This is a genomic window from Streptomyces sp. NBC_00286, from assembly GCF_036173125.1.
In the GTDB taxonomy this organism is placed as follows: Bacteria; Actinomycetota; Actinomycetes; order Streptomycetales; family Streptomycetaceae; genus Streptomyces.
In genome coordinates this window covers 7,448,519-7,471,506 of sequence record NZ_CP108054.1, presented here as the reverse complement: position 1 = coordinate 7,471,506, position 22,988 = coordinate 7,448,519, and the positions used below count along the sequence as shown (strand labels likewise).

Annotated in this window: 15 protein-coding genes, 1 other RNA gene and 3 pseudogenes; 6 read left to right on the top strand and 13 right to left on the bottom strand. The window is 70.2% G+C overall.

Annotated features, from left to right (window positions below; all coding sequences use genetic code 11):
• Positions 1-63: 63 nt before the first annotated feature.
• Together OHT21_RS33830 and OHT21_RS33825 are read right to left on the bottom strand one after the other, a co-directional pair.
• Entirely contained in the window at positions 64-1,950 is a 1,887-nt protein-coding gene (locus tag OHT21_RS33830; protein ID WP_328772056.1) for a DUF2075 domain-containing protein, read from the bottom strand.
• 348 nt (positions 1,951-2,298) lie between these two features.
• The gene (locus OHT21_RS33825) at positions 2,299-3,498 is read right to left on the bottom strand and encodes a DUF6183 family protein (protein WP_328772055.1); all 1,200 of its coding nucleotides are present in this window, start codon (positions 3,496-3,498) and stop codon (positions 2,299-2,301) included.
• Between the two features lie 89 nt (positions 3,499-3,587).
• On the opposite strand from OHT21_RS33825, the gene OHT21_RS33820 reads away from it, so the two are divergent.
• Positions 3,588-8,162: a DUF6531 domain-containing protein gene (locus OHT21_RS33820; protein ID WP_328772054.1), complete on the top strand. Its 4,575-nt coding sequence runs from the start codon at positions 3,588-3,590 to the stop codon at positions 8,160-8,162.
• Between the two features lie 64 nt (positions 8,163-8,226).
• On the opposite strand, the gene rnpB is transcribed toward OHT21_RS33820, so the two are convergent.
• From rnpB to OHT21_RS33795, 4 genes and pseudogenes are all read right to left on the bottom strand, one after another.
• Positions 8,227-8,639, bottom strand: an RNA gene (gene rnpB, locus OHT21_RS33815) — RNase P RNA component class A.
• Positions 8,640-8,835: 196 nt separating this feature from the next.
• Positions 8,836-9,555: pseudogene (locus OHT21_RS44830) on the bottom strand (DMT family transporter); the annotation flags it as partial.
• Positions 9,556-9,637: 82 nt separating this feature from the next.
• Positions 9,638-10,522 (bottom strand): helix-turn-helix domain-containing protein, encoded by an 885-nt coding sequence (locus OHT21_RS33800; RefSeq protein WP_328772051.1) that lies wholly within the window; start codon positions 10,520-10,522, stop codon positions 9,638-9,640.
• A gap of 64 nt (positions 10,523-10,586) precedes the next feature.
• Positions 10,587-11,165 carry a Uma2 family endonuclease gene (locus OHT21_RS33795; protein ID WP_328772050.1) on the bottom strand — a complete coding sequence of 193 codons (579 nt, stop codon included), beginning with the start codon at positions 11,163-11,165 and terminating at the stop codon, positions 10,587-10,589.
• Positions 11,166-11,332: 167 nt separating this feature from the next.
• Between OHT21_RS33795 and OHT21_RS33790 the strand changes: the two genes are divergently transcribed.
• The 4 genes from OHT21_RS33790 (at position 11,333) to eda (ending at position 14,615) form a co-directional block, all read left to right on the top strand.
• Entirely contained in the window at positions 11,333-12,133 is an 801-nt protein-coding gene (locus OHT21_RS33790) for a MerR family transcriptional regulator (RefSeq protein WP_328772049.1), read from the top strand.
• Between the two features lie 20 nt (positions 12,134-12,153).
• The gene (locus tag OHT21_RS33785; protein WP_328772048.1) at positions 12,154-12,771 is read left to right on the top strand and encodes a hypothetical protein; all 618 of its coding nucleotides are present in this window, start codon (positions 12,154-12,156) and stop codon (positions 12,769-12,771) included.
• Between the two features lie 12 nt (positions 12,772-12,783).
• Entirely contained in the window at positions 12,784-13,566 is a 783-nt protein-coding gene (yaaA, locus tag OHT21_RS33780; protein WP_328772047.1) for a peroxide stress protein YaaA, read from the top strand.
• Positions 13,567-13,970: 404 nt separating this feature from the next.
• A complete protein-coding gene (eda, locus tag OHT21_RS33775) occupies positions 13,971-14,615 on the top strand; it encodes a bifunctional 4-hydroxy-2-oxoglutarate aldolase/2-dehydro-3-deoxy-phosphogluconate aldolase (RefSeq protein ID WP_443050686.1) in 645 nt (214 codons plus the stop codon).
• Here eda and OHT21_RS44825 read toward each other — a convergent pair.
• From OHT21_RS44825 to OHT21_RS33760, 4 genes and pseudogenes are all read right to left on the bottom strand, one after another.
• Positions 14,590-14,790, bottom strand: a pseudogene (locus OHT21_RS44825) (histidine phosphatase family protein); the annotation flags it as partial. The gene eda and the pseudogene OHT21_RS44825 overlap by 26 nt on opposite strands.
• Before the next feature lie 258 nt (positions 14,791-15,048).
• Positions 15,049-15,498 (bottom strand): annotated as a pseudogene (locus tag OHT21_RS44820) (histidine phosphatase family protein); the annotation flags it as partial.
• Between the two features lie 55 nt (positions 15,499-15,553).
• Positions 15,554-16,297 carry a zinc ribbon domain-containing protein gene (locus tag OHT21_RS33765; RefSeq protein WP_328774325.1) on the bottom strand — a complete coding sequence of 248 codons (744 nt, stop codon included), beginning with the start codon at positions 16,295-16,297 and terminating at the stop codon, positions 15,554-15,556.
• On the bottom strand, positions 16,294-17,139 hold the full coding sequence (locus tag OHT21_RS33760; protein WP_328772045.1) for a Nif3-like dinuclear metal center hexameric protein: 846 nt from the start codon (positions 17,137-17,139) through the stop codon (positions 16,294-16,296). Before OHT21_RS33760 ends, OHT21_RS33765 begins: the two co-directional genes overlap by 4 nt.
• A 304-nt stretch (positions 17,140-17,443) precedes the next feature.
• On the opposite strand from OHT21_RS33760, the gene OHT21_RS33755 reads away from it, so the two are divergent.
• Complete coding sequence (locus tag OHT21_RS33755; protein WP_328772044.1) at positions 17,444-18,727, top strand: hypothetical protein; 1,284 nt, start codon at positions 17,444-17,446, stop codon at positions 18,725-18,727.
• A 962-nt stretch (positions 18,728-19,689) separates the two neighbouring features.
• On the opposite strand, the gene OHT21_RS33750 is transcribed toward OHT21_RS33755, so the two are convergent.
• The 3 genes from OHT21_RS33750 to OHT21_RS33740 all read right to left on the bottom strand — a co-directional run bounded on the left by OHT21_RS33750 (position 19,690) and on the right by OHT21_RS33740 (position 22,704).
• Positions 19,690-20,631, bottom strand: a complete 942-nt coding sequence (locus OHT21_RS33750) for a 3-oxoacyl-ACP reductase (RefSeq protein WP_328772043.1) — start codon at positions 20,629-20,631, stop codon at positions 19,690-19,692.
• A 117-nt stretch (positions 20,632-20,748) separates the two neighbouring features.
• Positions 20,749-21,825 (bottom strand): Zn-dependent alcohol dehydrogenase, encoded by a 1,077-nt coding sequence (locus OHT21_RS33745; RefSeq protein WP_328772042.1) that lies wholly within the window; start codon positions 21,823-21,825, stop codon positions 20,749-20,751.
• 21 nt (positions 21,826-21,846) lie between these two features.
• On the bottom strand, positions 21,847-22,704 hold the full coding sequence (locus OHT21_RS33740) for a MaoC/PaaZ C-terminal domain-containing protein (RefSeq protein ID WP_328772041.1): 858 nt from the start codon (positions 22,702-22,704) through the stop codon (positions 21,847-21,849).
• Positions 22,705-22,988: the final 284 nt, after the last annotated feature.

Sequence of the window (22,988 nt, the reverse complement as noted above, 5' to 3'; positions counted from 1 at the left end):
TCGGGCAGAATCCGTCCGCTGGGCTCGCGACAACGTCTGAGCGCATGGGCGCGTGCCCGTCCGTCAGCCCAGTACGGTCTGCCGCGCCACCCCACCCGCAAGCTCCCGCAGCTTCTCCCTCGTCTCGGGGTCCGTCGAGTACACGATCGTGCCGACCATGCCCCGAGTCAGCAGAACCTTGTAGGTGTTGCGGATCAGGCGGTCCACGTCGGCGTCCGGGGTGGTTTTCTTGAAGACCGGGTCCTTGGACGCCGTGCGGTCCGTGACCCAACGGTCGCCTCGCCAGACCAGGTCGGGGCCGATGATGACGCCGGACCAGTCGTACTCGAAGCCCTGTGCGGTGTAGACGCACCCGACCTGACCGAAGCCGGCCGGGTCGGTGGCCCACAGGGCTGCCGGTGGCGCGCCGGAGACGGCGCGGTCGCCGCGCAGGTTCCAGGGGCGGGCCCAATCCCCGATGACGACGTCGGGGGGCAGCGGGTGGCCGGGCTTGGGTTCCGGAGACCAGCGCCAGCAGAAACCAGCGGACATACGTGCGCCGTAGTCCTGGGCCCGGCGAGCATCGAGGAACGCCTCCATCTCCTGCGGGCTGTCGGCGACCAGCAACTGCATGCGGTCGTCGGGTTCCCAGGCGACCGGCCCGCCCGGCTCGAGGCCGAGGAGGCGGACCACCCAGCGCAGGTAGGCGTCACTGCCCCCGCAGCGGAACTGGCTGTCCAGGGGGACGACGCTGCAGGGGATGCCCCGTTGCGCCGCTGCCGCCTTGATGTCGGCCACGGTGCCCATCTCACCGGGGCGGACGACCTGGTGCTCGTCGAGGAAGAAGACGGGCACGTAGGCGACGTCGATGAGTTCGTCGATCTGTGCCCTGCCGGTACGGTTCTCGGCGCGCGTGTAGCGGTTGGCCGAGGTCTCCCGGATGCGGTGTGCCTCGTCGCAGATCAGGGCACCCAGGCTGTTCTTCTCGGCCGTCATGAAGCTGTTGAAGTACTTGAACAGGTCCTGGACTTCCCGCTTGCGGGCTCCGGCGACCTTCCTCATCGTCTTCGTGAACGACTGCGAGCCAGTGGCGTGCAGTGCCGGAACCCCACGCCGGTAGAGCTCACCGAGCAGTTGGAGAGCGATGACGCTCTTGCCGGTGCCGGGACCGCCCGTGACGATGACGACCTCCTTGCGGTCGGCGTGCTTCGCCTTCTCCACCGCATTGAGCACCATCCGGTACGCGACCTGCTGCTCGTCGAGAAGGACGAACTGTGTGCGTTCGCGCACCTCTTCAGCGGCCACGGACATGAGCTGCTTCGACGGCACCTTGGCGCCGTCGTGAAGCTCGTCCGCCGCCCGGGCCCCCGGGTGCTTGTCGCTCAGCCTCGTACGGAGATGGTCGAGGAAGGCACCGCGGCGTTGCTCGGTGAAGAGCAGCCCGTGGCCGTCACGCTCGATCTCCCGCAGTCCGGTCACGCCGAACTCGGTGGCGTTGTGCAGGTACGCCACTCCGGCCACCCGGTGCGCGTGTTCGGCCACCGCCCCGTTGAAATTGACGAGGTATTCGCAGTAGCGGCGGACCTGCTCGACGGGGTTGAGGACCGGATGGGCGTAGGCGTCGACATGGCACAGAGTGGGGTCGTCCTCGTGTGGCAGTGCCTGGCTCCACTGCTTCAGCTCCACCACGACGTACGACGGCTCTCCCGTGACCGGGTGCACCCCGGCGAGGACGACGTCGGCGCGCTTGCTGTTCAGCGGGAGCGCGTACTCGAGCATGACCTCGACGTCGCCCAAACCGGCGTCGTTGAGTGCGGCGGCCAGGACGGGGATGCTCCGCTCCCAGGAACGCACCTCCGAGGCGCCGGGCCGATAGCCGTGCATGTGAACGAACTTGTCGGTGAGATGCAGGAACAGCGAACCGTCGAGTGCCATGACGGCGACCGTTTTCGCGGACGCGCGGAACAGCAAGGACTTCCCCCAGGCAGCACGAAAAGACTCGTGCGGGTGGGGGCATGTCCTTCGAGACTCCACCGGAGTGGAGCGGAAGCCCGTCGGGCCGCGTTGACGACGTGTTTGAGGGTACCTGGCGGTACTGACAGTCGTACCGGTGGTCGCAGTGGCGGCAGCGGACGCCGTGCCCGGTCTCCCCTACCGTACGGATACTGGAGTGCATGGCCTCTGTCCTCTGTCAACGAACCATCGCATGGCGCTTGCCTCGCCCTGCAAGCTCAGGGGGCCCCGCGGGCGATACGAGGAGAGCCCACCGCAACGGATCAAGAACCCTCGGCAAGGATCAGGCCGCCAGAAGTCGGCCTGCTAGAAGTCGGCGTCGACATCCGTATCGGTCGCCGCCAGCACCGCGACCCGCATACGGCTGGGGTCGAGTACGGCGAAAGCCACATCCGCCGTGTCGTGGTGGAACCAGTCCGTGAACGCCATGAAGCGCAGCCACCGGTGGTCGGCGGCGCGCCGAACCGCCTCCATGAACGGGGTGCCGTCGGGCAGCCCCATCAGCGCGTACAGACTGTTCCAGGCGTGCAGTCGGGCGTACGCGCCACCCTGGCCCTGGCCGTTCACCCCGCCGTTGTGTGCTGCTGCGAACAGTTCGTTGATCACGTCGTCGGGCGTGGTGTGGCAGGTGACGGCACGGCCCCGGCGCGTGCCCTCGCCCTCCAGGCACTCCAAGGGCAGTTCCTTGATGAACGAGATGTTGAGGTCGTCCGGAGCGAGCGGGTTGGGCAGCGTGAAGAAGCGCGCCTCGGGCTCGCGGGACCAGCCGCTGACGGTGAAGGGCTCGGCTGCCGACCCGGCACGCCTGGCGTCGGAGCCTTCAACTGCCGTACGCCCGGCTGCCGCACCGCTGTCGGTGGCGGGAATTTCCGGGAAGCGGGATCGCAGCTGGTCGGGGGTCTTCACAGACCCGAGGCCCCGGACTCGCACACCGAACCGGTGCTCGATGTCCAGGCGTGTCCTGGGCAGCCGGGCCAGCGGGTGCGCCAGCTCGCGCAGTCGCTCCGCGTAGGCGTCCAGGGCGGGCCGCCCGCGCCCCACGCCGATCAGGGCGAGCTCCCCGAGGATGCAGGCCCGTACTTCCACAGCGGGGTCCTCAAGCCCGTCCGGCAGCACCCCGAACAGAGCTTCCAGATCACGCGGTTGCTGGGTCTTGACCAGCTTCGCGGCAACCGAGCGCCGCAGCCGGTCGCCTTGGTCGCTTTCCTCCCGCCGCTCGGGCCCGAGCGGCAGCAGCCGCCCCACGATGTCCACGGCGAACCTCGCGCAGTCCCGGGAGCGCGTCTCGGCGAGAGCCTCGGCAATCCGCCCGGCGGCCCGCACCGCGGAGGGCCCAGAACTCCCATCGGGTCCTTCACCCGACACCCGGCTGCCCAACTGCTCCGCCGCCTCGTACAGCTCCTCCGGGCGAGACTCCGCCAGCTGCTTCAGCTCCGCCGGGCCCGACCGCTCCCACAGGGGCCGACCGGAAGCACTATGGCCGGGCGTCACATCGTCGTCGTTCACGCCCGCAGTCTACGAGCAGCGATCTAGTAACTTTGCTGACGTGTAAGCGCCTTGAGCGAAGCGGTGAGGCAGCACAACGGGGGACGAACGTGGGATATCGACCGACGGACTGGCACGTTCTTGATCTGGAGAAGGACCCGACGCCGGGCGACCCGGAGCGGGTCAAGTCGCTGGCCCGGCAACTGCATGAGTTCGCCGATGACGTGCAGGACGCGCTGCGGCTGGTCAAGGGCATGGCGGATGAGGATGCCGTCCTGTCGATGGTGGGCAAGACCGCCGATGTCTTCCGCGACGAGTTCTCGAGCGTTCCGAAGAACCTGAAGAAACTCAAGAAGTCCTACGACCTGGCCGGCGACGCGCTGGCCTCGTACTGGCCGAACCTTGAGCGCGCCCAGGCACTCGCCGACAAGGCGCTCGCCAAGGGGCGGGAGGCACAGGCCGATCTTTCGTCCGCCAAGTCCCGCCTGTCCACGGCCGATTCGTGGGTTGGCCGGGCGAACAAAGAAGCTGACAAGTACAAGGACGACCCGACCGGCGGGAAGGACGTCGACAAGCCCGACGAGGCGAAGGTAAGGGCGGCCACCAGGGACGCGCAGAACGCCAAGTCCGCGCAGACCTCGGCCCAGTCGGATGTCACCTCCGCCTCCAACGCGCTGGACGCGGCGAAGAGGATGGCCGAGGACGCGCGGCAGATGCGCGAGGAGGCCGCCGGGGAGGCCAAGCGGAAACTGGACGAGGCCTCCGACGCCGGGATCCAGAACCGCAAGTGGTACGAGGAGGTCGGCGACTGGGTCTCCGACAACTGGGACACCATCGTCGCGGTCTGCAAGGTCGTCGTCGCCGTGGTCGGCATCATCGCGATGATCATCGGCGGGCCGATTCTCGGCGCGATCGTCCTGATCGCCGCGCTCGTCGTCCTCGCCGACACCCTCAACAAATACGCCAAAGGCCAAGCCTCGCTGTGGGACGTGGCCTTCGCAGCGCTGGACTGCATACCGGGCATGAAGGGCCTGACCACCCTCGGCGCACTCGCAAAGGGCGTCAAGGGACTCGGCAAAACCGGCCTCAAGGCAATGGCCACGGGGCTGAAGGGCGGCCTCCGGCGGGGGGCGGACGACGCGGCAGGGGCCAGCAAGCCCGCCAAGTCGCGCTGCAAGAACGGCGACCCGGTCGACATGGTGTCCGGCGAGATGCTCATGGAGGAGACCGACGTCGAGCTCCCCGGACTCCTTCCGCTCGTGCTGCGGCGTACGCACCTGTCGACGTACCGGTGGGGACAGTGGTTCGGCCCGTCTTGGGCCTCCACGCTCGACGAGCGTCTCGAACTGGACAGCGACGGCGCCGTCTTCGCGGCCGACGACGGCATGATCCTCCTCTACCCCGTTCCCACACCAGGCACCTCGGTGATGCCGCTGGAGGGTCCGCGTTGGCCGCTGGACTGGGACGGCGCTCCGGGCGCACCCATCCGCATCACCGACCCCGCCACGGGCCATACCCGCCACTTCGCCCCGCTGGGCAGAGCCACCGCGGCACACGAGGTGTTCACCCTCCCCCTTGCCGCGGTGACCGACCGCGGCGGACGGCGCATCGACTTCGACCGGGACGAGTCCGGCTCCCCCAGCGCCGTCCGCGACTCCGGCGGCCGCCACCTGCACATCGACACCGAGGACGGTCGCGTCGTCAGGCTGCGGCTGCGCAACGAGGAGGACGGGCCCGAGGGCACGACACTGCTGCGCTACGGATACAACCCCGACGGGCATCTCACCGAGATCCACAACTCCAGCGGCCTTCCGCTCAGGCTCACCTACGACGAGCGGGCACGCGTCACATCCTGGACCGACCGCAACGGTTCCTGGTACCGCTTCACCTACGACGACGAGGACCGCTGCATACGCGGCGAAGGCGCCGACGGGTATCTCTCCTGCACGATCGCCTACGACTCGGAGTCACGGGAGACGCGCTACACCGACTCGCTGGGCCACACCACCACGTACCGGCACAACGAGCGCCGTCAACTCGTCGCCCAGACCGACCCGCTGGGCAACACCACGTACGCCGAGTGGGACGCGTACAACCGGCTGCTCTCCCGCACGGATCCGCTCGGCAACACGTCCCACTTCACCTACGACGAGCGCGGCAATCTCACCTCGGTGGTCCGGCCCGACGGCACGGTCACCACCACCGAGTACGACACCTTCGACCGGCCGTTGACGATCACCCTGCCGACCGGCGGCCGGCGTGGGTACGCGTACGACGAGCAGGGCCGCCCTACGGCGACGGTGGACCCCGACGGTGCGGTCACCAGGTTCACCTACGACGCGTCCGGCGGGCTCCTCGGCGTCACCAACGCCCTGGGAGCGGCCCACCACGTCGAGCCCGGCCCGCTGGGCCTGCCCGTTTCCACCACGGCGCCGCTGGGCGGCACCACGCGCGTCGTCCGCGACGCCTTCGGGCGCATCACCGACACGGTCGGCCCCACCGGCGCGAGGACGCGCACCGCCTGGACCGTGGAGGGCCGCCCCGCCGAGCGGACCATGCCCGACGGAAGCAGCGAGCGCTGGTCCTACGACGGTGAGGGCAACACAGTCCGCTACACAGGCCCCGACGGCCTCAGCATCATCCACGCCTTCACTCACTTCGACCGGCCCTGTGCCCGCACCGACGCGGACGGCTCGACGGTGCGGTTCGTCTACGACACCGAGTTGCGGCTCGCCTCCGTGACGAGCGCATCGGGCGCGGTGTGGTCGTACACGTACGATCCGGCGGGGCGGCTCGTGAGCGAGACCGACTTCAACGGTCGTACGGTCTCCTATGCCTACGACGCGGCGGGCCGCCTGATCAAGCGCACCAACGGCGCGGGCGAGATCACCGCCTACGTACGCGACGCCTGCGGTCGGGTCGTCGAGCGGCACTCCGGCGACGCGGTCACCACCTTTACCTACGACGCGGCCGGCCGGCTGGTCGGAGCCGTCACCCCCGACACTGTTCTCACCATCACTCGTGACGTGGTGGGCCGTGTCGTCACCGAGGAGTGCAACGGCCGCGCTCTGCACACGAGGTACGACATCCTCGGCCGGCGGGTGGAGCGACGCACTCCCTCGGGCACCGTCAGCCGGTGGGAATGGGATGCGAACAACCGCCCCACACAGGTCCGGCTCGCCGGCAACGCACTGTCCTTCGGGTACGGGGCCTCCGGGCACGAGACCGAGCGGCGGCTCGGCGAGACGGCCGTACTGTCCCAGGAGTGGGACGCGGGTCACCGCCTGACCAGCCAGACGGTCACCGGACAGGTCGCCCACGACGCGGGCCCGTCCCCCTCTGCCGAACCGCTGCTGCGCCGCTCGTACACGTACGGGCAGAACGGCGGCCTGACCGCCATCGAGGACCAGACCTACGGCACGCGCCGCTTCACGCATGACCGTCTCGGCCGGGTGGAGGCGGTCTCCGCCGCCGGATGGTCGGAGCGCTACACCTATGACGCGGCGGGCAACGTCAGCAGGGCCGACGCACCCGAGGGCGAGGGCCCGCAGGGCGAGCGGGTCCACGACGGCACGCTCGTACGCCGGGCCGGCCACATCACCTACGTCCACGACGCACAGGGACGCCTCGTCCGGCAGTCACGCAAGCTGCTGTCCGGCGGCACGCGGGAGTGGACGTACGCGTGGGATGCCGAGGACCGGCTCTCCCATGTGACCACCCCGGACGGGCGCCGCTGGGCGTACATCTACGACGGTCTGGGCCGACGCGTCGCCAAACGACTGCTGACCGACGACGGCCGAGTGGTCGAGGAGACCGTCTTCACCTGGGACGGCTCGCACCTGGCGGAACAGAGCGGCTCCGCCGACGGCCCCACCCGAAGCTGGGAATGGGCCCCGGGCACCAACCGCGCGCTGCTGCAGCTCGACCAGCGCCAGATTGATCAGGACCAGATCGACCAGGACGAGGTCGACCGTCGTTTCTACGCCATCGTCACCGACCTGGTCGGTACCCCGACCGAGCTGGTCGACGAGGAGGGCCGGGTCGCCTGGCGGGCCCGCACCACCCTGTGGGGCACGCCCCTCGGCAGCGGGACGGACGGCCCGGACAGCTTGTCATCGCCCTCGCCGGTCGACTGCCCGCTGCGCTTCCCGGGCCAGTACCAGGACGCCGAGACCGGACTGCGCTACAACTTCCGGCGCTACTACGACCCCGAGAACGCCCGCTACATCAGCCCCGACCCGCTGGGCCTGGCCCCCGCTCCGAACCACCACGCGTACGTCAGCAACCCGCTCCGCTTCACCGACCCCTGGGGCCTGGTGAGCTGCGAAGGCAATCACGGAATCACCCCAGAACGCGAGAACCACATCGAGGGCCAGCACGGCCCCGGCGCGCAGGACCGGGTACGGGAAGGAGCCGACCCCACCGGGCCGGAGCCCTCCCTGCCAGGCGAGTTCAACGACGACTTCCTCTGGGACGGTAACGACTTCGTGCTAGGCCGACGACTCCAGGAAGGCATCGACGGAACTCCGGCCACATCCAACCCACGGGCACGGCACGGGCAGGACAGCCACCTGCACCGCTTCGACTACGGCGACCCTGTCGGCGTGAACGGCAGCGGGCGGGAGACCAGCATCGTCGAAGTGGTCATTCGCGACGGCAACATCCATACGGCTTATCCGGTCTGAGGGGACCGAGACGCGGTGGCCGCACGGGAGAAACGGCTTACCGACCAGGCCGGAAACCTGGCGGCAGACGAGTCGGGCTGTACGCCGGGTTCTGTCGCCCGGTCGCCTCGCGGCGGCCGGGGAGACGGCCATCCATCTAGGACCGGCGTTGCCGCCGGCCTCGTGCGGTCTACCCGCGGACTCGGGCGGGCAGCCCTCGGGCGTCCGCGCAGAGTCGCCCTTCTTTCGAAGAGGCGGCTCCTCTTGACCTTGCTCCGGGTGGGGTTTACCTAGCCGCCTGAGTCACCTCAGGCGCTGGTGGTCTCTTACACCACCGTTTCACCCTTACCCAGCGCCTGAGCGCTGGGCGGTTTGTTTTCTGTGGCACTGTCCCGCGGGTCACCCCGGGTGGCCGTTAGCCACCACCCTGCCCTGTGGAGCCCGGACGTTCCTCGGGGAGGTCCACAGGGACCTCCACGCGACCGTCCGCCCGGCTCGTCTGCCGTGTCGACCATGGTACCGGGCGTGCGGGCCGCCCCGGTCCCGAGGTCCTGGAGCCGGCGGAGGCAGTGGATGCCGTGGATGCCGTGGGAGAAGAGGCAGGGGATGTCGTGGGAGAAGTAGCAGCCGCCGTGGCCAGGAAGGAGCCCAGGAGGATCAGAGCGAAGGCCGACACCACCCCTGCGGTCAGCTCCTCGTCCAGGAGCACCACGCCCGCCGACACCGCCACCGCCGGGTTGACGTATGTGAAGACCACGGCTCGGGTCGGGCCCGCCTCCCGGATCAGTTCCAGGAAGACGACGAAGGCCAGCGCTGTGCAGATCACACCCAGGCCGGCCAGGGAGGCCAGGACCTCGGCGGTCGGAAGCTCGGCCGGCCAGGAGGCGGCCGCGGCCGGGGCGTACACCACCGTCGCCAACAGCAGGCAAGGAGCGATGAGTTGGAGGGTCGGGACCTGCTTGAGGTAGCGGGCCATGATCAGGGGGGCGGTCGCGTAGCCCACGACCGTCACCCCCATTTCCGCGAGAGAGCGGGCGTTGCCGCCCGTCAGGTGCGGGGCCGTGAGGACCGCCACTCCGGCCAGGCCCAGCGCCAGGCCCGTCATCCGGCGGACGCCCAGCCGTTCCGTTTCGCCGAAGAAGCGGGCCAGTACGACGCCGACGATCGGTACTCCCGCGATCAGCAGGCCCGCCGTCGAACTGGACAGGTGGCGTTCGGCATCCGTGAGCGTCCACCAGGGGCCGATGATCTCGATGCAGGCGAAGGCCAGCATGGGGCGCCAGTGGGTGCGTACGACAGTGATCAGGCCCCCTTGGCGGACGGCGAAGGGGAGGAGCAGCGCCGCGCCGAGCCCGCAGCGCGCGAACACCACCATGGACGGGGACATACCGCCGTCCACCGCCACTTTGATCATCAGGTAGGGGATGCCCCAGAACACTCCCATCAGGGAGAAGAGAAGCCAGCCGCGTGCAGTCATGCGGGCAGTTTCGGCGGGGTCAGGGGCGTACGTCTTGAACGCTGTTGCGCGATGCGTTGTCGCGCTGAACGCGGTTGCGGTTGCGGTTGCGTTGAACGCTGTTGCGGTACGCCGCCGGAGTCACCCCCAGCACCCGCCGGAACCAGCGCGTCAGGTGCGCCTGGTCCGCGAAGCCAACGAGTGCGGCCGCCTCGGCGGGGCGGTGGCCCGAGTCCAGCAGGCTCCGGGCCCGGTTCACCCGGTGCTGGGCGAGCCAGGCGTACGGGGGCAGGCCCATGGTCGTACGGAAGGCGCGCAGGAGCTGGTAGCGGGACAGGCCCAGGTCGGTGGCCAGGTCGGCGAGGGAGGGCGGGGCGAGGAGTTCGTCGGCGAGGCGGTCGCGTACGGCGTGGGCTATGCCGTACGCGCCGGGGACCGTGTCCGGAGCCGGGCGGGCCGTGGAGTGGCGGCGGGCGAGGGCGGTGAGCAGCCAGGGGAGGCGGGACTCGGTCTCCAGGGGGTCGGGGCAGGCACTGAGTTCGGCGTGGGCGGTGAGCAGGGCGGTGGCCAGGTCCGGGTCGTGGAGGAGGGGTTCCCGGAAGTGCGGTGTGCCGCTGCCGAGGGTTCCGTCGGCGAGGAGAGAGGGGGTCGGGTACAGGGCGCGGTACGCGTAGCCGTCGGGGTCCGCGATCCCGGTGTGGGCCTCTCCGGGGGCCAGGACGATGATCGCGCCCGGGCCCGCGTGGATGCCTCCGCCCCGGTAGTCGATGAAAGAGGCACCCCTGAAGCAGACGCCGACGCTGAACTCCTCGTGGGCGTGGGGCGCGTAGCGGTGGCGGTCGAAGCGGGCGGTGAGGAGGTCGAGGGGGCGGTCGGTCCGGCCGAGGGTAGCTCTGGTCCAGACGGCCTGCTCGCGTTCGCGCATCGCTTCGCACCTCCTGAGGGTGCAACGCGTGGAACCCCTCTTCCATGCCGCCCGTGACTCAGGCTCAGAGGAAGTCCGCCGTGTCCAGGTCGAACGCGAAGGGCTCTGGGAGGGAGAGCGACTTTCCGAGGGGACGGGTGCAGCGCGCGAGGTAGTCGTCCTTCTCCGGATCACTGAACAGCGTCACGGAGGACTTGTCCCGGTCGACGAGGAGGTAGAGGGGGATGCCGCCGCGGGCGTAGCAGCGGCGTTTGGCCACGCGGTCAGTCAGAGGCTTCGTGGACGTCACTTCGATCACCATGGCGACGCCGTCACAAGGCATCCAGGAGTCGGCGCCCCCGAAGAGGTCCAGCTCGATAGGAGCGAAAGTGACGTCTGGGATCGCGTAGTTCTTCGGGCAGGCACCACCGCGCTTCAGTTTCAGCCCCTTGTTCCCGGAGAAGTCCATGTCGGTCCGGGACCGCCGGATCACTTGTCTCACAGTCCGGCTGATGTACCGCTCGTGCTCCCCGTCCGGCGGCGGCGTCACGACAATCTCCCCCTCGATCAGTTCCGCCCGGAAACCCTCCGGGGTGTCCAGGGCGAGAAACCACTCCAGCAGGACCTCTTCCTGCGTGAGCGGCTCGTGTGTCATGGCAGTCATGTCACGCCCCTCCTTCGGTCGCTCGCCAGAATGGGACATCGGGAGATCACCCGTCCATGAGATCGGGAACCGTTCCCTCGATCGTGGCACACGATCACCGACCCCGTCAGGCACCGCCGGAGGCCAGCGCTTGACCCCGCCGCAACGTCAACGTTTCTACTGATCGCATGCGAATCGGAGAGCTGGCCGCGGCCATCGGCGTCACCACGAGGACCTTGCGGCACTACCACCACCTCGGGCTGCTGCCCGAACCCGAGCGGCGCTCCAACGGGTACCGCGACTACGGGCTGCGGCACGCCGTCGTGCTCGCCCGGATCCGGCGGCTGACCGAGCTGGGGCTCGGGCTCGCCGAGGTGCGGGACGTGCTCGCGGACGACGCGGGGCGGGATCTCGCCGAGGTGCTTGCCGAACTCGATGACGACCTCGCGCGGCAGGAGCAGGCCATCCGGGAGCGGCGGGCGCGGCTGCGGGCCCTGCTGGCCGATGCCGAGGCGGGGCGGTTGCCCGTCGAGGGACCGGTGTCCCCCGAACTGGTCGCGCTCTTCGGTGACTTGGACCGGGGGTCACAGGGGCGGCCTGCGTCCCCCATGGCCGCCAAGGACCGCGAGATCATCGCCCTGCTGGACACCGCCGCGCCCCCGGAGGAACGGGAGCGGCTGCTGTCCGCGCTGGGCAGTTTCGCCGGCGAGCCGGGTGCGGTGGATCGCGCGCACGAGGCGTACGCCTTGCTCGACGCACTCGTGGACGCCGACCCGGGCGACCCCCGCATCGACGAGGCCGCCGAACTGCTCGCCTCCTGCCTGCCGGACTCCGCTCTCGACGGGCTCGGCATCGGGAGCATCGCGGGCGCGGCCGGGGAGCAGAGCTTCCTGCGGGCCTTCCTCGACGACTTCGCGCCCGCGCAGGCGGAGGCGATCCGGCGCACGATGCGGCTGCTCGTCGAGCGCCACGCGGGCGGTGCGCGGTGAAGGCCGCCGTGAGGGCCGTCGTGACAGCCGTCGTGAAGGCCGTTGAACTCGTGCGGCGGCTGTCCGCGCACGAGCTGCGGCTGATCGTGAGCATCGCCCTCTGGGCGGCGCGGCGGCGGCATGGCGCCCGGAGCGGGCGGGCGTTCGGGTATGTGCGGGGCCAGGGCGCGATGATGTTCGGGTTCGGCTTTGTGTGCGTGCTCGAGACGGTCGCGCTGGCGGTGCTGCTGCGGCCCTGGCCGGCCGTCGAGCGGCCCGTACTCGTCCTCGACCTCTACGGCGTACTCCAAGTCGTCGGCTTGCACGCGGCCTCCGTGAGCCGCCCGCACATCCTGGACGCCACCGCGCTGCGCATCCGCCGAGCCGCCCACCTCGACCTCCGCGTCCCCCTGGACCTCATCGCGTCCGTACGCCGCGAGACGCGCTACACACACGAGAAGCGCGAGGGCGAGCTCGACCTGGCCGTCGGCGCACAGACCACGATCACCCTCGAACTCACCGAATCCATACGGCACTTCACCTTCCTCGGCCGCCCCAGGTACGTACACCTGATCCGCTTCCATGCCGACGAACCGGACGTCCTCGTTCAGGCGATCCGCGAGATGCGTACGCTGGCGCCTGCCCCTCGTACGCATTGAAGGAGAACCACCGTGCTCGTGCTGCTGCCGCCGTCCGAAGGAAAGGCTGCCTCCGGGCGGGGCGCGCCGCTGAAGCCGGAGTCGTTGTCGCTGCCGGGGCTGGCGGAGGCGCGGCAGGCGGTGCTCGACGAGTTGGTCGAGTTGTGTGCGGGCGACGAGGAGAAGGCGCGGGAGGTCCTCGGGCTGAGCGAGGGGCTGCGGGGCGAGGTCGCCAAGAACGCGGTGCTGCGGACCGCGGGGGCGCGGCCCGCCGGGGAGATCTACACGGGGGTGCTGTACGACGCCCTTGACCTGGCCTCGCTCGACACGGCGGCCAAGCGGCGGGCGGCCCGTTCGCTGCTCGTCTTCTCGGGGCTGTGGGGCGCGGTCCGCGTGACGGACCGGATTCCCTCGTACCGCTGCTCGATGGGCGTGAAGCTGCCGGGCCTTGGGGCGCTGGGCGCGCATTGGCGTACGCCGATGGCCTCCGTTCTGCCCGAGGCCGCCGGGAACGGGCTCGTGCTCGATCTGCGCTCCTCCGCGTACGCGGCGGCGTGGAAGCCGAAGGGGGAGGTGGCGGGGCGTACGGCGAGTGTGCGGGTGCTGCACGCGCCGACCCGGAAGGTGGTCAGCCACTTCAACAAGGCGACCAAGGGGCGGATCGTACGAAGCCTGCTGCTGGCCGGGGCCGCGCCGAAGGGACCGGCGGAGCTGGTGGAGGCGCTGCGGGACCTCGGGTATGTGGTGGAGGCGGAGCCGCCGGGGCGGGCGGGGACGGCTTGGGCGCTGGATGTGCTGGTGGACGAGGTCCACTAAGCGCTCCGCTGGAAGTGCAGTGATTCGACTGCGGGCCGGTGGGGGCTGGTCGCTCCCCCACTCTCGGCTCCTCCCCCACTCTCGGCTCCTCCCCCACTCTCGGCTCCTCCCCCACTCTCGGCTCCTCCCCCACTCTCGGCTCCTCCCCCACTCTCGGCTCCTCCCCCACTCTCGGCTCCTCCCCCACTCTCGGCTTCGCTCGAGCGGGGGGACCCCCATGAGCGGGGGGACCCCCATCGCGGCGGAGCCGCAAATTGACACAGTCCCGCGCCCCTATCGGGGTCTGCGGCCCCTCAAGCGGGCGCGGCACCGCACCGGACTTCGCCAAGGCAGCTGGCCTGAGCACTGAGCGAGCTTTGCAGCATGCGCAACGCTCTTTGCGCATGCTGCTCGGCGGCGGCACGATGTCGGGCATGACCGTCTCCGTGCTTGATCTCGCCCCCGTAGTCCCCGTGGTCGTCGTGCGGGACGTCGCCGACGCCGTTCCGCTTGCGCGGGCGCTCGTCGCGGGCGGGCTGCCCGCGATCGAGGTGACTCTGCGGACGCCGGCCGCGACGGACGCGATCCGGGCGATCGTCGGTGAGGTGCCGGACGCGACCGTCGGGGCGGGGACGGTGATTACGCCGGAGCAGGTGGCGGAGTCGGTGGCGGCCGGGGCGCGGTTTCTGGTGAGCCCGGGCTGGACGAACGTACTGCTGGAGGCGATGCGGGGGTCGGGGGTGCCGTTCCTGCCGGGGGTGTCGACCACCTCGGAGGTGGTGGCGCTCCTTGAACGCGGGGTGCGGGAGATGAAGTTCTTCCCGGCTGAGGCGGCGGGCGGTACCGCCTATCTGAAGTCGCTGGCCGGGCCGTTGCCGCAGGCGCGGTTCTGCCCGACGGGCGGGATCGGGCTCGCCTCGGCTCCCGACTATCTGGCGCTGCCCAACGTCGCCTGTGTGGGCGGGAGTTGGATGCTGCCGGAGGAGGCCATCGCCGCGAAGGACTGGGCGCGGGTGGAGGCGCTGGCCCGCGAGGCGGCGGCGCTCAGCGCAGATGGGACGCGTCGTTGAGCAGGCGCAGGCTGGCGTTGCCGTCCGCGTAGTACTCCACTTCCGAGAGCGAGGCGGCCGACAGTTCCATACGGAACAGGGACTCGGGCGGGGCGCCGAGAGCCAGTCGTACGAGCGTCTTGATGGGCGTGACGTGCGAGACGACGAGCACGGTACGGCCCGGGTGGGCGGCCAGGGCCTGTGTCGAAGGTGGCGTCGTTCGCCCGGAGGGCGGGCCGGGCGGCGGCGATGGGGGTCCCCCCGCGCGAGCTCGGGTTCGAGCGTGGGGGAGCGTGCTCTCGGCATGCCCGGTGGAAGCCCTCGTACTGGACGTACTTGGGCTTTCGCCCGGTGCGGCGAAGGGGGTCCCCCCGTCCGAGCCGTGCGAAGCCGGTTCGAGGATGGGGGCGCGTGCCAGGCGTCGATCGGCAGGCGCCACCTTCGACACAGGCCCTAGCAGCTTGTCCCGGGCGGCGGCCACGCGCTCGGCGACCGCCGCGAAGCTCTCGCCGCCGCCGGTGGGTTCGGCCTCCGCCGAGCCCAGCCACGCGTTCAGGTCCTCCGGATACCGCTCCCGGACCTCCCCGAAGGTCAGCCCTTCCCAAGCCCCGAAGTCGGTCTCCCGCAGCCCGTCCTCAAGCCGTACGTCCAGCCCGAGCCGCTCGGCGACGATCCCCGCGGTCTCCCGGCACCGGGCAAGCGGCGACGAAACGATCTCCTGCACGCTCCCCCGCCCGGCCAGTGCCTCCGCCACCCGCTCGGCCTGCCCGCGCCCCACATCCGACAGCCCCGGATCGCTCCCGCCACTCCCGGAGAACCGCTTCTGAGGTGTCAGCGGTGTCTCCCCATGCCGCAGCAGTACGAGGCTTACGGGCGCCCCGAGATCAGCGGGCGCGGCGGCCGGGGCGACGACGACGCTCGGAGTCGCCGCCGGCACGGACTCAGGCAACACGCGGCCCCTACAGCCCGGACTCGGACGTACGGACCAGAATGCGGCGGCAGTTCTCGCAGCGCAGGACCGTGTCCGGGGCGGCTGCCTTCACGTCGTTCACCTCGGTGATGTTGAGCTCCAGGCGGCAGCCCTCGCAGCGGCGCTGGAAGAGGCGGGCCGCGCCGATGCCGCCCTGCTGCTCGCGGAGCTTGTCGTAGAGCTTCAGCAGGTCGGCGGGGACCGAACCTGCGATGACCTCTCGCTCCTTCGTGGCCGTCGCGATCTCGCCGTCCAGGGACTCCTGGGCCGTGTTCCGCCGCCCCATCGCGTCGTCGATCTTCGCCTGGACGGAGGCGACCCGCCCGGTCAGCTCGGCCACCCGCTCCTGCGCGGACTCGCGGCGCTCCATGACCTCCAGGACCACGTCCTCCAGGTCACCCTGCCGCTTGGCGAGCGAGGCGATCTCGTGCTGGAGGTTCTCCAGGTCCTTGGGGGAGGTGATTGCGCCGGAGTCGAGGCGCTGCTGGTCGCGGGCGGCGCGCTGGCGCACCTGGTCGACGTCCTGCTCGGCCTTCGTCTGCTCGCGGGCGCAGTCGCTCTCCTCGGTCTGCGCGGCGACGAGCAGGTCACGCAGCTGGATGAGGTCCTTGTTCAGCGACTCGATCTCGGCGTGCTCGGGCAGCGACTTCCGCTTGTGCGCCAGCTGCTGAAGGCGTACGTCGAGGGCCTGGACGTCGAGAAGTCGGATCTGGTCGGCGGGCGCGGCGTTCAGTTGGGGGCTCCAGGTGAAAGCGAAGGGGAGTGGGTGGTCCAGGGGTCGGTGACCGTCTTGGAGACGTGGACGCGAAGTCCCCATCCGTTCCGGTCGGAAATCTCGTCGAGCTGGGAGGCGGCCAGCTCGCACCAGGGCCACTCGGTGGCCCAGTGCGCCGCGTCGAGCAGCGCGAGAGGACTGTGGGCGCGGGCCTCGGAGGCCGGGTGGTGGCGGAGGTCCGCGGTGAGGAAGGCGTCGACGCCGGCGGCTCGTACGTCGTCGAAGAGGCTGTCGCCGGATCCGCCGCTGACCGCCACGGTCCGTACGAGCGCCTCCGCGTCGCCCGCGACCCGGATGCCCTGCGCGGTCGCGGGCAGCCGCTCGGCGGCGCGCGCGGCGAGTTCGCGGACGGTCAGCGGATGGTCCAGCTCGCAGATCCTGCCCAGGCCCCGGCGGCCTTCGGGGTCGGTCGGGTCCGGCACGAGGGGCCGTACGACCCGGATGTCCAGCGCACCGGCGAGGGCGTCGCTGACGCCCGGATCCGCCTGGTCGGCGTTCGTGTGCGCGACGTGCAGCGCGATGTCGTTCTTGATCAGGGTGTGCACCACGCGGCCCTTGAAGGTCGAGGCCGCCACCGTCGTCGTACCGCGCAGGTAGAGCGGGTGGTGGGTGACCAGCAGGTCGGCGTCCAGTTTCACCGCCTCGTCCACGATCTCCTGGACCGGGTCGACGGCGAGCAATACGCGCGTGACCTCGCCGTCCGGGTCTCCGCAGACCGTACCCACCGCGTCCCAGTCCTCCGCCCTCTCGGGGGGCCAGAGGGAGTCGAGCGCGGCGATGACTTCAGACAGACGGGGCACGTAAGAAAGGCTACCCGCCCCTGCGGCGTGTGCCGTAGGCAGAGGCAGGGAGGCAAGGGTCTAGGCAGAGGCCGGAAGGGGACGGCAGGGGGGGCAGAGGCCGGGCGCCGGTCGATGGTGGGGCTCGTCGCCGGGCGGCCTACATGGAAGGCATGGAAGGCGGTGCCGGGAGCCGGCCAGCACACCGGCCCTCGTTTCCTCAGGCGAATCGCCGATGGGCCACCCATATGTGTGAAGTGTCTGCCTGTCGATGCTCCGTCTGTGCGTACGAAAACTACCTTCATGGCCGGAGGTGACCCAGACGATGACGGCCTGTGCCATCGAATCCGCCGCAGAGAACGGGACGCGAGCAGGTTGCGTGATCACCGCCGACGGGTCCTACGCGGCCCGCCTCGCCCCACGCGGCGACTCCTGGTTCCCGGAGCGCTGGACCCTGGACGGCCCCGAGCCGTACGCCGTACCGCTGCCCGGCAAGGAGCCCGAGGAGCCCGGCACGGAGGTGCAGCCGATGGCGGACGGGCGCGTGCTCATCCACCGGGTGCCGGAGGGGCGGCACACGTTCGCGCTGCTGTATCCCACCGGGCCGGGGACCGGTGAGGTACCGCTGGGCGCGGTCGAATGCCGGGACGGCACAACGGAGTTGCGGCTGCTGCCACCCGCTCCGGGAGGCCTTCGGGCGTACGCCGTTGCCGTGGGCCGGAGTTCCACCACGGTGTGGCTGGTGGCGGGCGGCGCCTTCGGGCCCGAGCGGCTCGCTACGGTGCCGGGGCGCTGTTCGGGCGGCGTGTGGCTGTCCGGCGACGACCGACTGCTAGCTCTGGACCGGGAGTTGGACGGCCGGACCAAGACGGTGGTGGTCGACCTGGGGTGCGACGGCGAGGTGTCGCCGCTTCTCCAGATCGCCGAGACCAGCAACGACCGGCTGCTGCTCGCGGACGCCGACAGCGGGCTGCTGCTGATCCGCTCGGACGCGCCGTCGCCGGGGCAGGAGCGGCTGGGCTGGGGCGTGTTGGGGAGCACGCTTCCGGTGCGCTTTCCGGACTCGTTGCGGATGGCTGAGCATGTGGTTTCGCCGTTTGCCATCCAGCCGGGGCAGATGCTGACGCCGGAGTGGTGTGGGGTGGCTTTGCGGATCGCAGTCGCCGGTGCTGACGGTGACGGTAATGCTCGCGCTGGCGGGGGCAGTTGGCTGGGGGTGTGGCGGCCTGTTGAGCGAAGGGTTCGCCAACTTGCCGCGCCTGTGGGGTGGTTGGTGGGTTCTGGGTTGTGGACCCGGGATGGGGTGCTTCGGCTGCCGTACTCGACGGGGGCGTTGCCTTGTGGGGTTTCGCGGGTGGTGGTGCCTGCGGAGGTGGTGGACGAGGTGTCGTTGGTCTCACGTTCTGTGGAGGCGGGGGTTGCGGCGGAGGTGGAGTACGCCGAGTCCGCCGAGTCCTCCGAGCCCTCGTATGACCCGGGTTCCTCGGAGCCGGCGGTTTCGTTCACCGTACGGAAGCTCTCGAGTGCCTTTGCGGGGCGGCGGTTGGCGCAGGCGGCTCGTGCGGGCGGCTCGCGCCGGGCGGGGGCCGAAGAAGTGACCGTTGAGTAGCCCCTACCGCCTCTCACCGGCCAGAAGAGTGCCTATTAGACTCACCCGCGTTCCAAAGAAGGATCTTGTCAACGGGGTGAATTTCTAGATGAACGAGGTAAGTAACACAGCCACGGATCCGCGTGTGGCGGGGAGCGATTCGCGGGATCCGCGGATGGCGATGTCTCAGCCTGTCGATGGTGGGCGGGGGCGGCATCGGGGGCCTGTTTCGGTGTCGGACGACGAGGCTGCGCCTCGGGGGCGGCACCGGAAGCCGGCGCCGAGCGAGAGCTAACGAAGGCGCTCCGCTGGGGGTGCGGTTGGAAGCTGCGGGTTCGTTGTGGATTGTCGCGCCGACCCGCGGGGTGCCTCCGGCGGTTGGGGGGGTTCTTTCCCCAGCCCCGCCCCTTCCCGAAACTGGGGGCTGCGCCCCAGGCCCCCGCCAGGGGTGGTGGGTGACACTGCGTGTCGCGGCTGCGGCGCCGTCGTGGTTGCTCGCGCAGTTCCCCGCGCCCCTTGGGTGCGTGGTGGGTGCGGGGCCGCGGGCCGGTGCGTCAGCCCGTCGCCAACAGGGCATACGACCCCTTGCTGACACAGGGTTCTGGTATGCCCAGACCGAAGCTAAGCGACGGGCATACGACGCACCGGCCCACGTCCCCTCCCCCCGGCGGAAAGCTGCGGGTAGTCGGGGGTCCGGGCTTTTCCGCGCGGACGGGTACGGGGCGCAGGCCCCTTCCGGGACGCGGGCCATTTCGGTTCGCTGGCTCTTCCGGGTGCGGGCTTTTCGGTTCGCTGGCTCTTCGGGGTGCGGGCAGTCGCAGGCTGTTTAGGGGCGCGGGGAACTGCGCGACCAGCCACAACGCACCCCCAGCCGCGACACGAAGTGTCACCCACTACCCCCTGGCGGGGGGGCGGGGGCGAAGCCCCCGTTTCGGGAAGGGGCGGGGCTGGGGAAAGAAAACCCTCCCCCATACCGGCAGGGGTCAGGCGTCGCGCTTCAGCCCCAGCACCTCCGTCGCCGCGAACGTTTCGTTCAAGGGCCGTTCCGCATAGTGCGGGGTAAGGACCGTGTCCAGCTCCTCATAGCTGAAAGCGTCCCGCTTGGTGTCGAACTTGGCGGACACCCGTGGCCGTTCGACGATGGCGACCATGCCGCCGTGGACGACCAGGAGCTGGCCGTTGATGCGCGCGGCGGCGGGTGAGGCCAAGTAGCCGACCAGCGGAGCGACATGCTCGGGGGCGAGCGGGTCGAGGCCCTCACTGGACTCCCCGGAACCGGCGAAGACGTCCGCCGTCATCCGGGTCCGGGCACGCGGGCAGATGACGTTCGCCGTGACGCCGTACTTGGCGAGAGCCAACGCCGTGGAGGTGGTGAGCCCGACGATTCCGCCTTTGGCGGCGGCGTAGTTGGGCTGGCCCGCGGACCCCGCGAGGAACGCCTCGGAGGAGGTGTTGACGATGCGTCCGTACACCGGGGTCCCCGCCGCCTTCGAGCGGTTACGCCAGTGCGCGGCGGCGAAGTGGGTCGTGTTGAAGTGGCCCTTCAAGTGGACGCGGATGACGGAGTCCCACTCGTCCTCGGTCATCGAGAAGACCATCTTGTCGCGCAGGATGCCCGCGTTGTTGACGAGGATGTCCAGCCGGCCGAACGTATTGACCGCCGACTCGACCAGTTCCCGCGCCTGTTGGTGATCCGCCACGTCACCGATGTGGGCGACCGCGCGACCGCCCGTCGCCCGGATCTCGTCCGCGACCTCCTCGGCGGGCCCGGCCGACGCCTCGCCGGAACCGTCCCGCCCCGGCTGACCGAAGTCGTTGACGACGACGGCGGCACCGAGCCGGGCGAGCTCCAGCGCCTCGGCCCGGCCGAGCCCCCGGCCCGCCCCGGTAACGATCGCGGCTCGCCCTTCAAGTGGCAGTGACATCAAGGCCCCTTCAGCCATCGGAAGTCAGTTGACAGTCGGTTGGCAGTCGGTCGGCAGTCGGTCGGCGGAATGTGACACCCCGACTCCGAGGTGTCACATTTCGCGCACACACCTGGGTCAGATCTCGATACACGTACGCAGCGCCACACCGGTACGCATCTGGTCCAACGCCTCGTTGATCTCGCTCAGCGGCACCCGGTGGGTGATCAGTCCCTCGAGGTCGATGCGCCCGGCACGCCACAGCGCGATGGTCCGCTCGTACGAGCGAAGGACGTCCCCACCGCCGTACATGCTCGGCAGAATCCGCTTCTCGTCGAAGAACAGCTCGAACATGCTGAGTTGCAGGAAGTCGTCCATGGCGCCGGCGCCGACGACGACCAGTGTGCCGCCGCGGCGAGTGTTCTCGTACGCGGTGCGGGCGGTGGCGGACTTGCCGACGACCTCGAAGACGTAGTCGAAGCCCTCGCCCGCGGTCAACGTCTGCTTGGTGTCGGGGAGTTCGTCCGGCGATACGGCCCTGGTGGCGCCGAACTTCAGCGCGGACTCGCGGCGTGAGGCGACCGGGTCGACGGCGACGATCTCGGCGGCGCCCTTGAGCCGCGCGCCCTGGATCGCGGAGATGCCGACGCCGCCGCAGCCGATGACCGCGACCGACGAACCGGCTTCCACATCGGCGGTGTTGAGGGCGGCGCCGAGTCCCGTGGTGACCCCGCAGCCGATGAGGGCCGCGATGTCGAAGGGCACGTCGTCGGGGATGGGTACGGCGCAGCCCGCGTCGACCACGACCTCCTCGGTGAAGGTTCCGGTGCCCGCCATGCCGAAGACATCGCCTGTGGGGCGCTTGAAGTTGGGCGTGCCGGCGTTCATGAACCCGGCCAGGCACAGCTCGGTCTGGCCGCGTTTGCAGGAGGGGCAGGCGTTGCAGGCGGGCAGCCAGCAGACGACGACGCGGTCGCCCGGTTTGAGGTTCGTGACGCCTTCGCCGACGTCCAGGATCTCGCCGGCCCCCTCGTGCCCCGGCACGAACGGCGCGGGCTGGGGCAGGACCCCGGACATCCCCGAGAGGTCCGAGTGGCACAGTCCGGTGGCCCGTATCCGGATCTTCACGCGGCCGGGGCCGAAGCCCGTCGCCTCGACGTCGTCGAGGACCTCGAGTTTTTCCTGGCCGATCTCGTGCAGTACGGCTGCCCGCATGGTGCGGCTCCCCTCAAGAGTTCATGCGTGTTCGATGATCGTGTCGGCCAGTACCGGCGCGTCGTCCCGCTCAACTGCCGTCACCGCCACCCGGACCCGGCCGTCCTGTTGCCACATCCGGATGCGGAGGGTCTCGCCGGGGAAGACGATCCCGGCGAAGCGCGTGCTGTAGGAGCGGACCCGTGCCACATCGCCGCCGAGCAGCGTGTCGACGACCGCCTTGAGCGTGATTCCGTACGTGCACAGCCCGTGCAGGATCGGCCGGTCGAACCCGGCGCGCTTGGCGAACTCCGGGTCGGCGTGCAGCGGGTTCCAGTCGCCGGAGAGGCGGTAGAGCAGGGCCTGGTCCTCGCGGACGTGCCGCTCGACCTCCCTGCTCGGGTCGCCGGTCGGTGGTTCGAGGCGGGTGGAGGGGCCGCGTTCGCCGCCGAAGCCGCCTTCCCCGCGTACGAAGATCTGGGCGTCGTTCGTCCACAACGGGCCCTCGTCGTCGGCGACTTCGGTGCGCATGACGAGGATGGCGGCCTTGCCCTTGTCGTACACGGCCGCGATCCGTGCGGTGGCACGCGCCTTCCCCTCGGCGGGAATCGGACGGTGCAGCTCGATGCTCTGGCCGCCGTGCAGTACGTGGGCGAGGTCGACCTCGATGCCCGGCATGGACAGTCCGCCGATCACGCCCGGAGAACCCGCGCCCGCCACGGTCGCGAAGCTCGGCAGAACGTGCAGCCTGGACTCGAGGGTGTAGCGCAGCTCGTCGGGGTCGGTCGCCGGGACGCCCGCGCCGATGCCCAGGTGGTAGAGCTGGACGTCCTTGTGGTTCCAGGTGATCTCGCCGGTCCGGGGCTCGGCGGCGAGGGCCTTGGCGGGGTCGATGGGCATGCGGCTCCTGACTGCTGGCGGATCGTCGGCGGAGAAGACCTCGGTGCGACCGTCCGCACCGTCGGACGCACCGAGGTCGACCTCGGGCCGCGGAACCCGCCCGTTCTAGAACGCGTTCCAGTACGGCGACCCTCTGTATAGCCCAGCTCCCAGCACTTGTGAAGACTCCTGACGCTATGTCAGATGAGCAGACTCCGGGCTATGGCGATTGCTATGGACTGCGACACGGCTACGCCCGGAGCCTGGGCAGTGACATTTGTCCCGCCCGAGTCCGTACAAGCGCA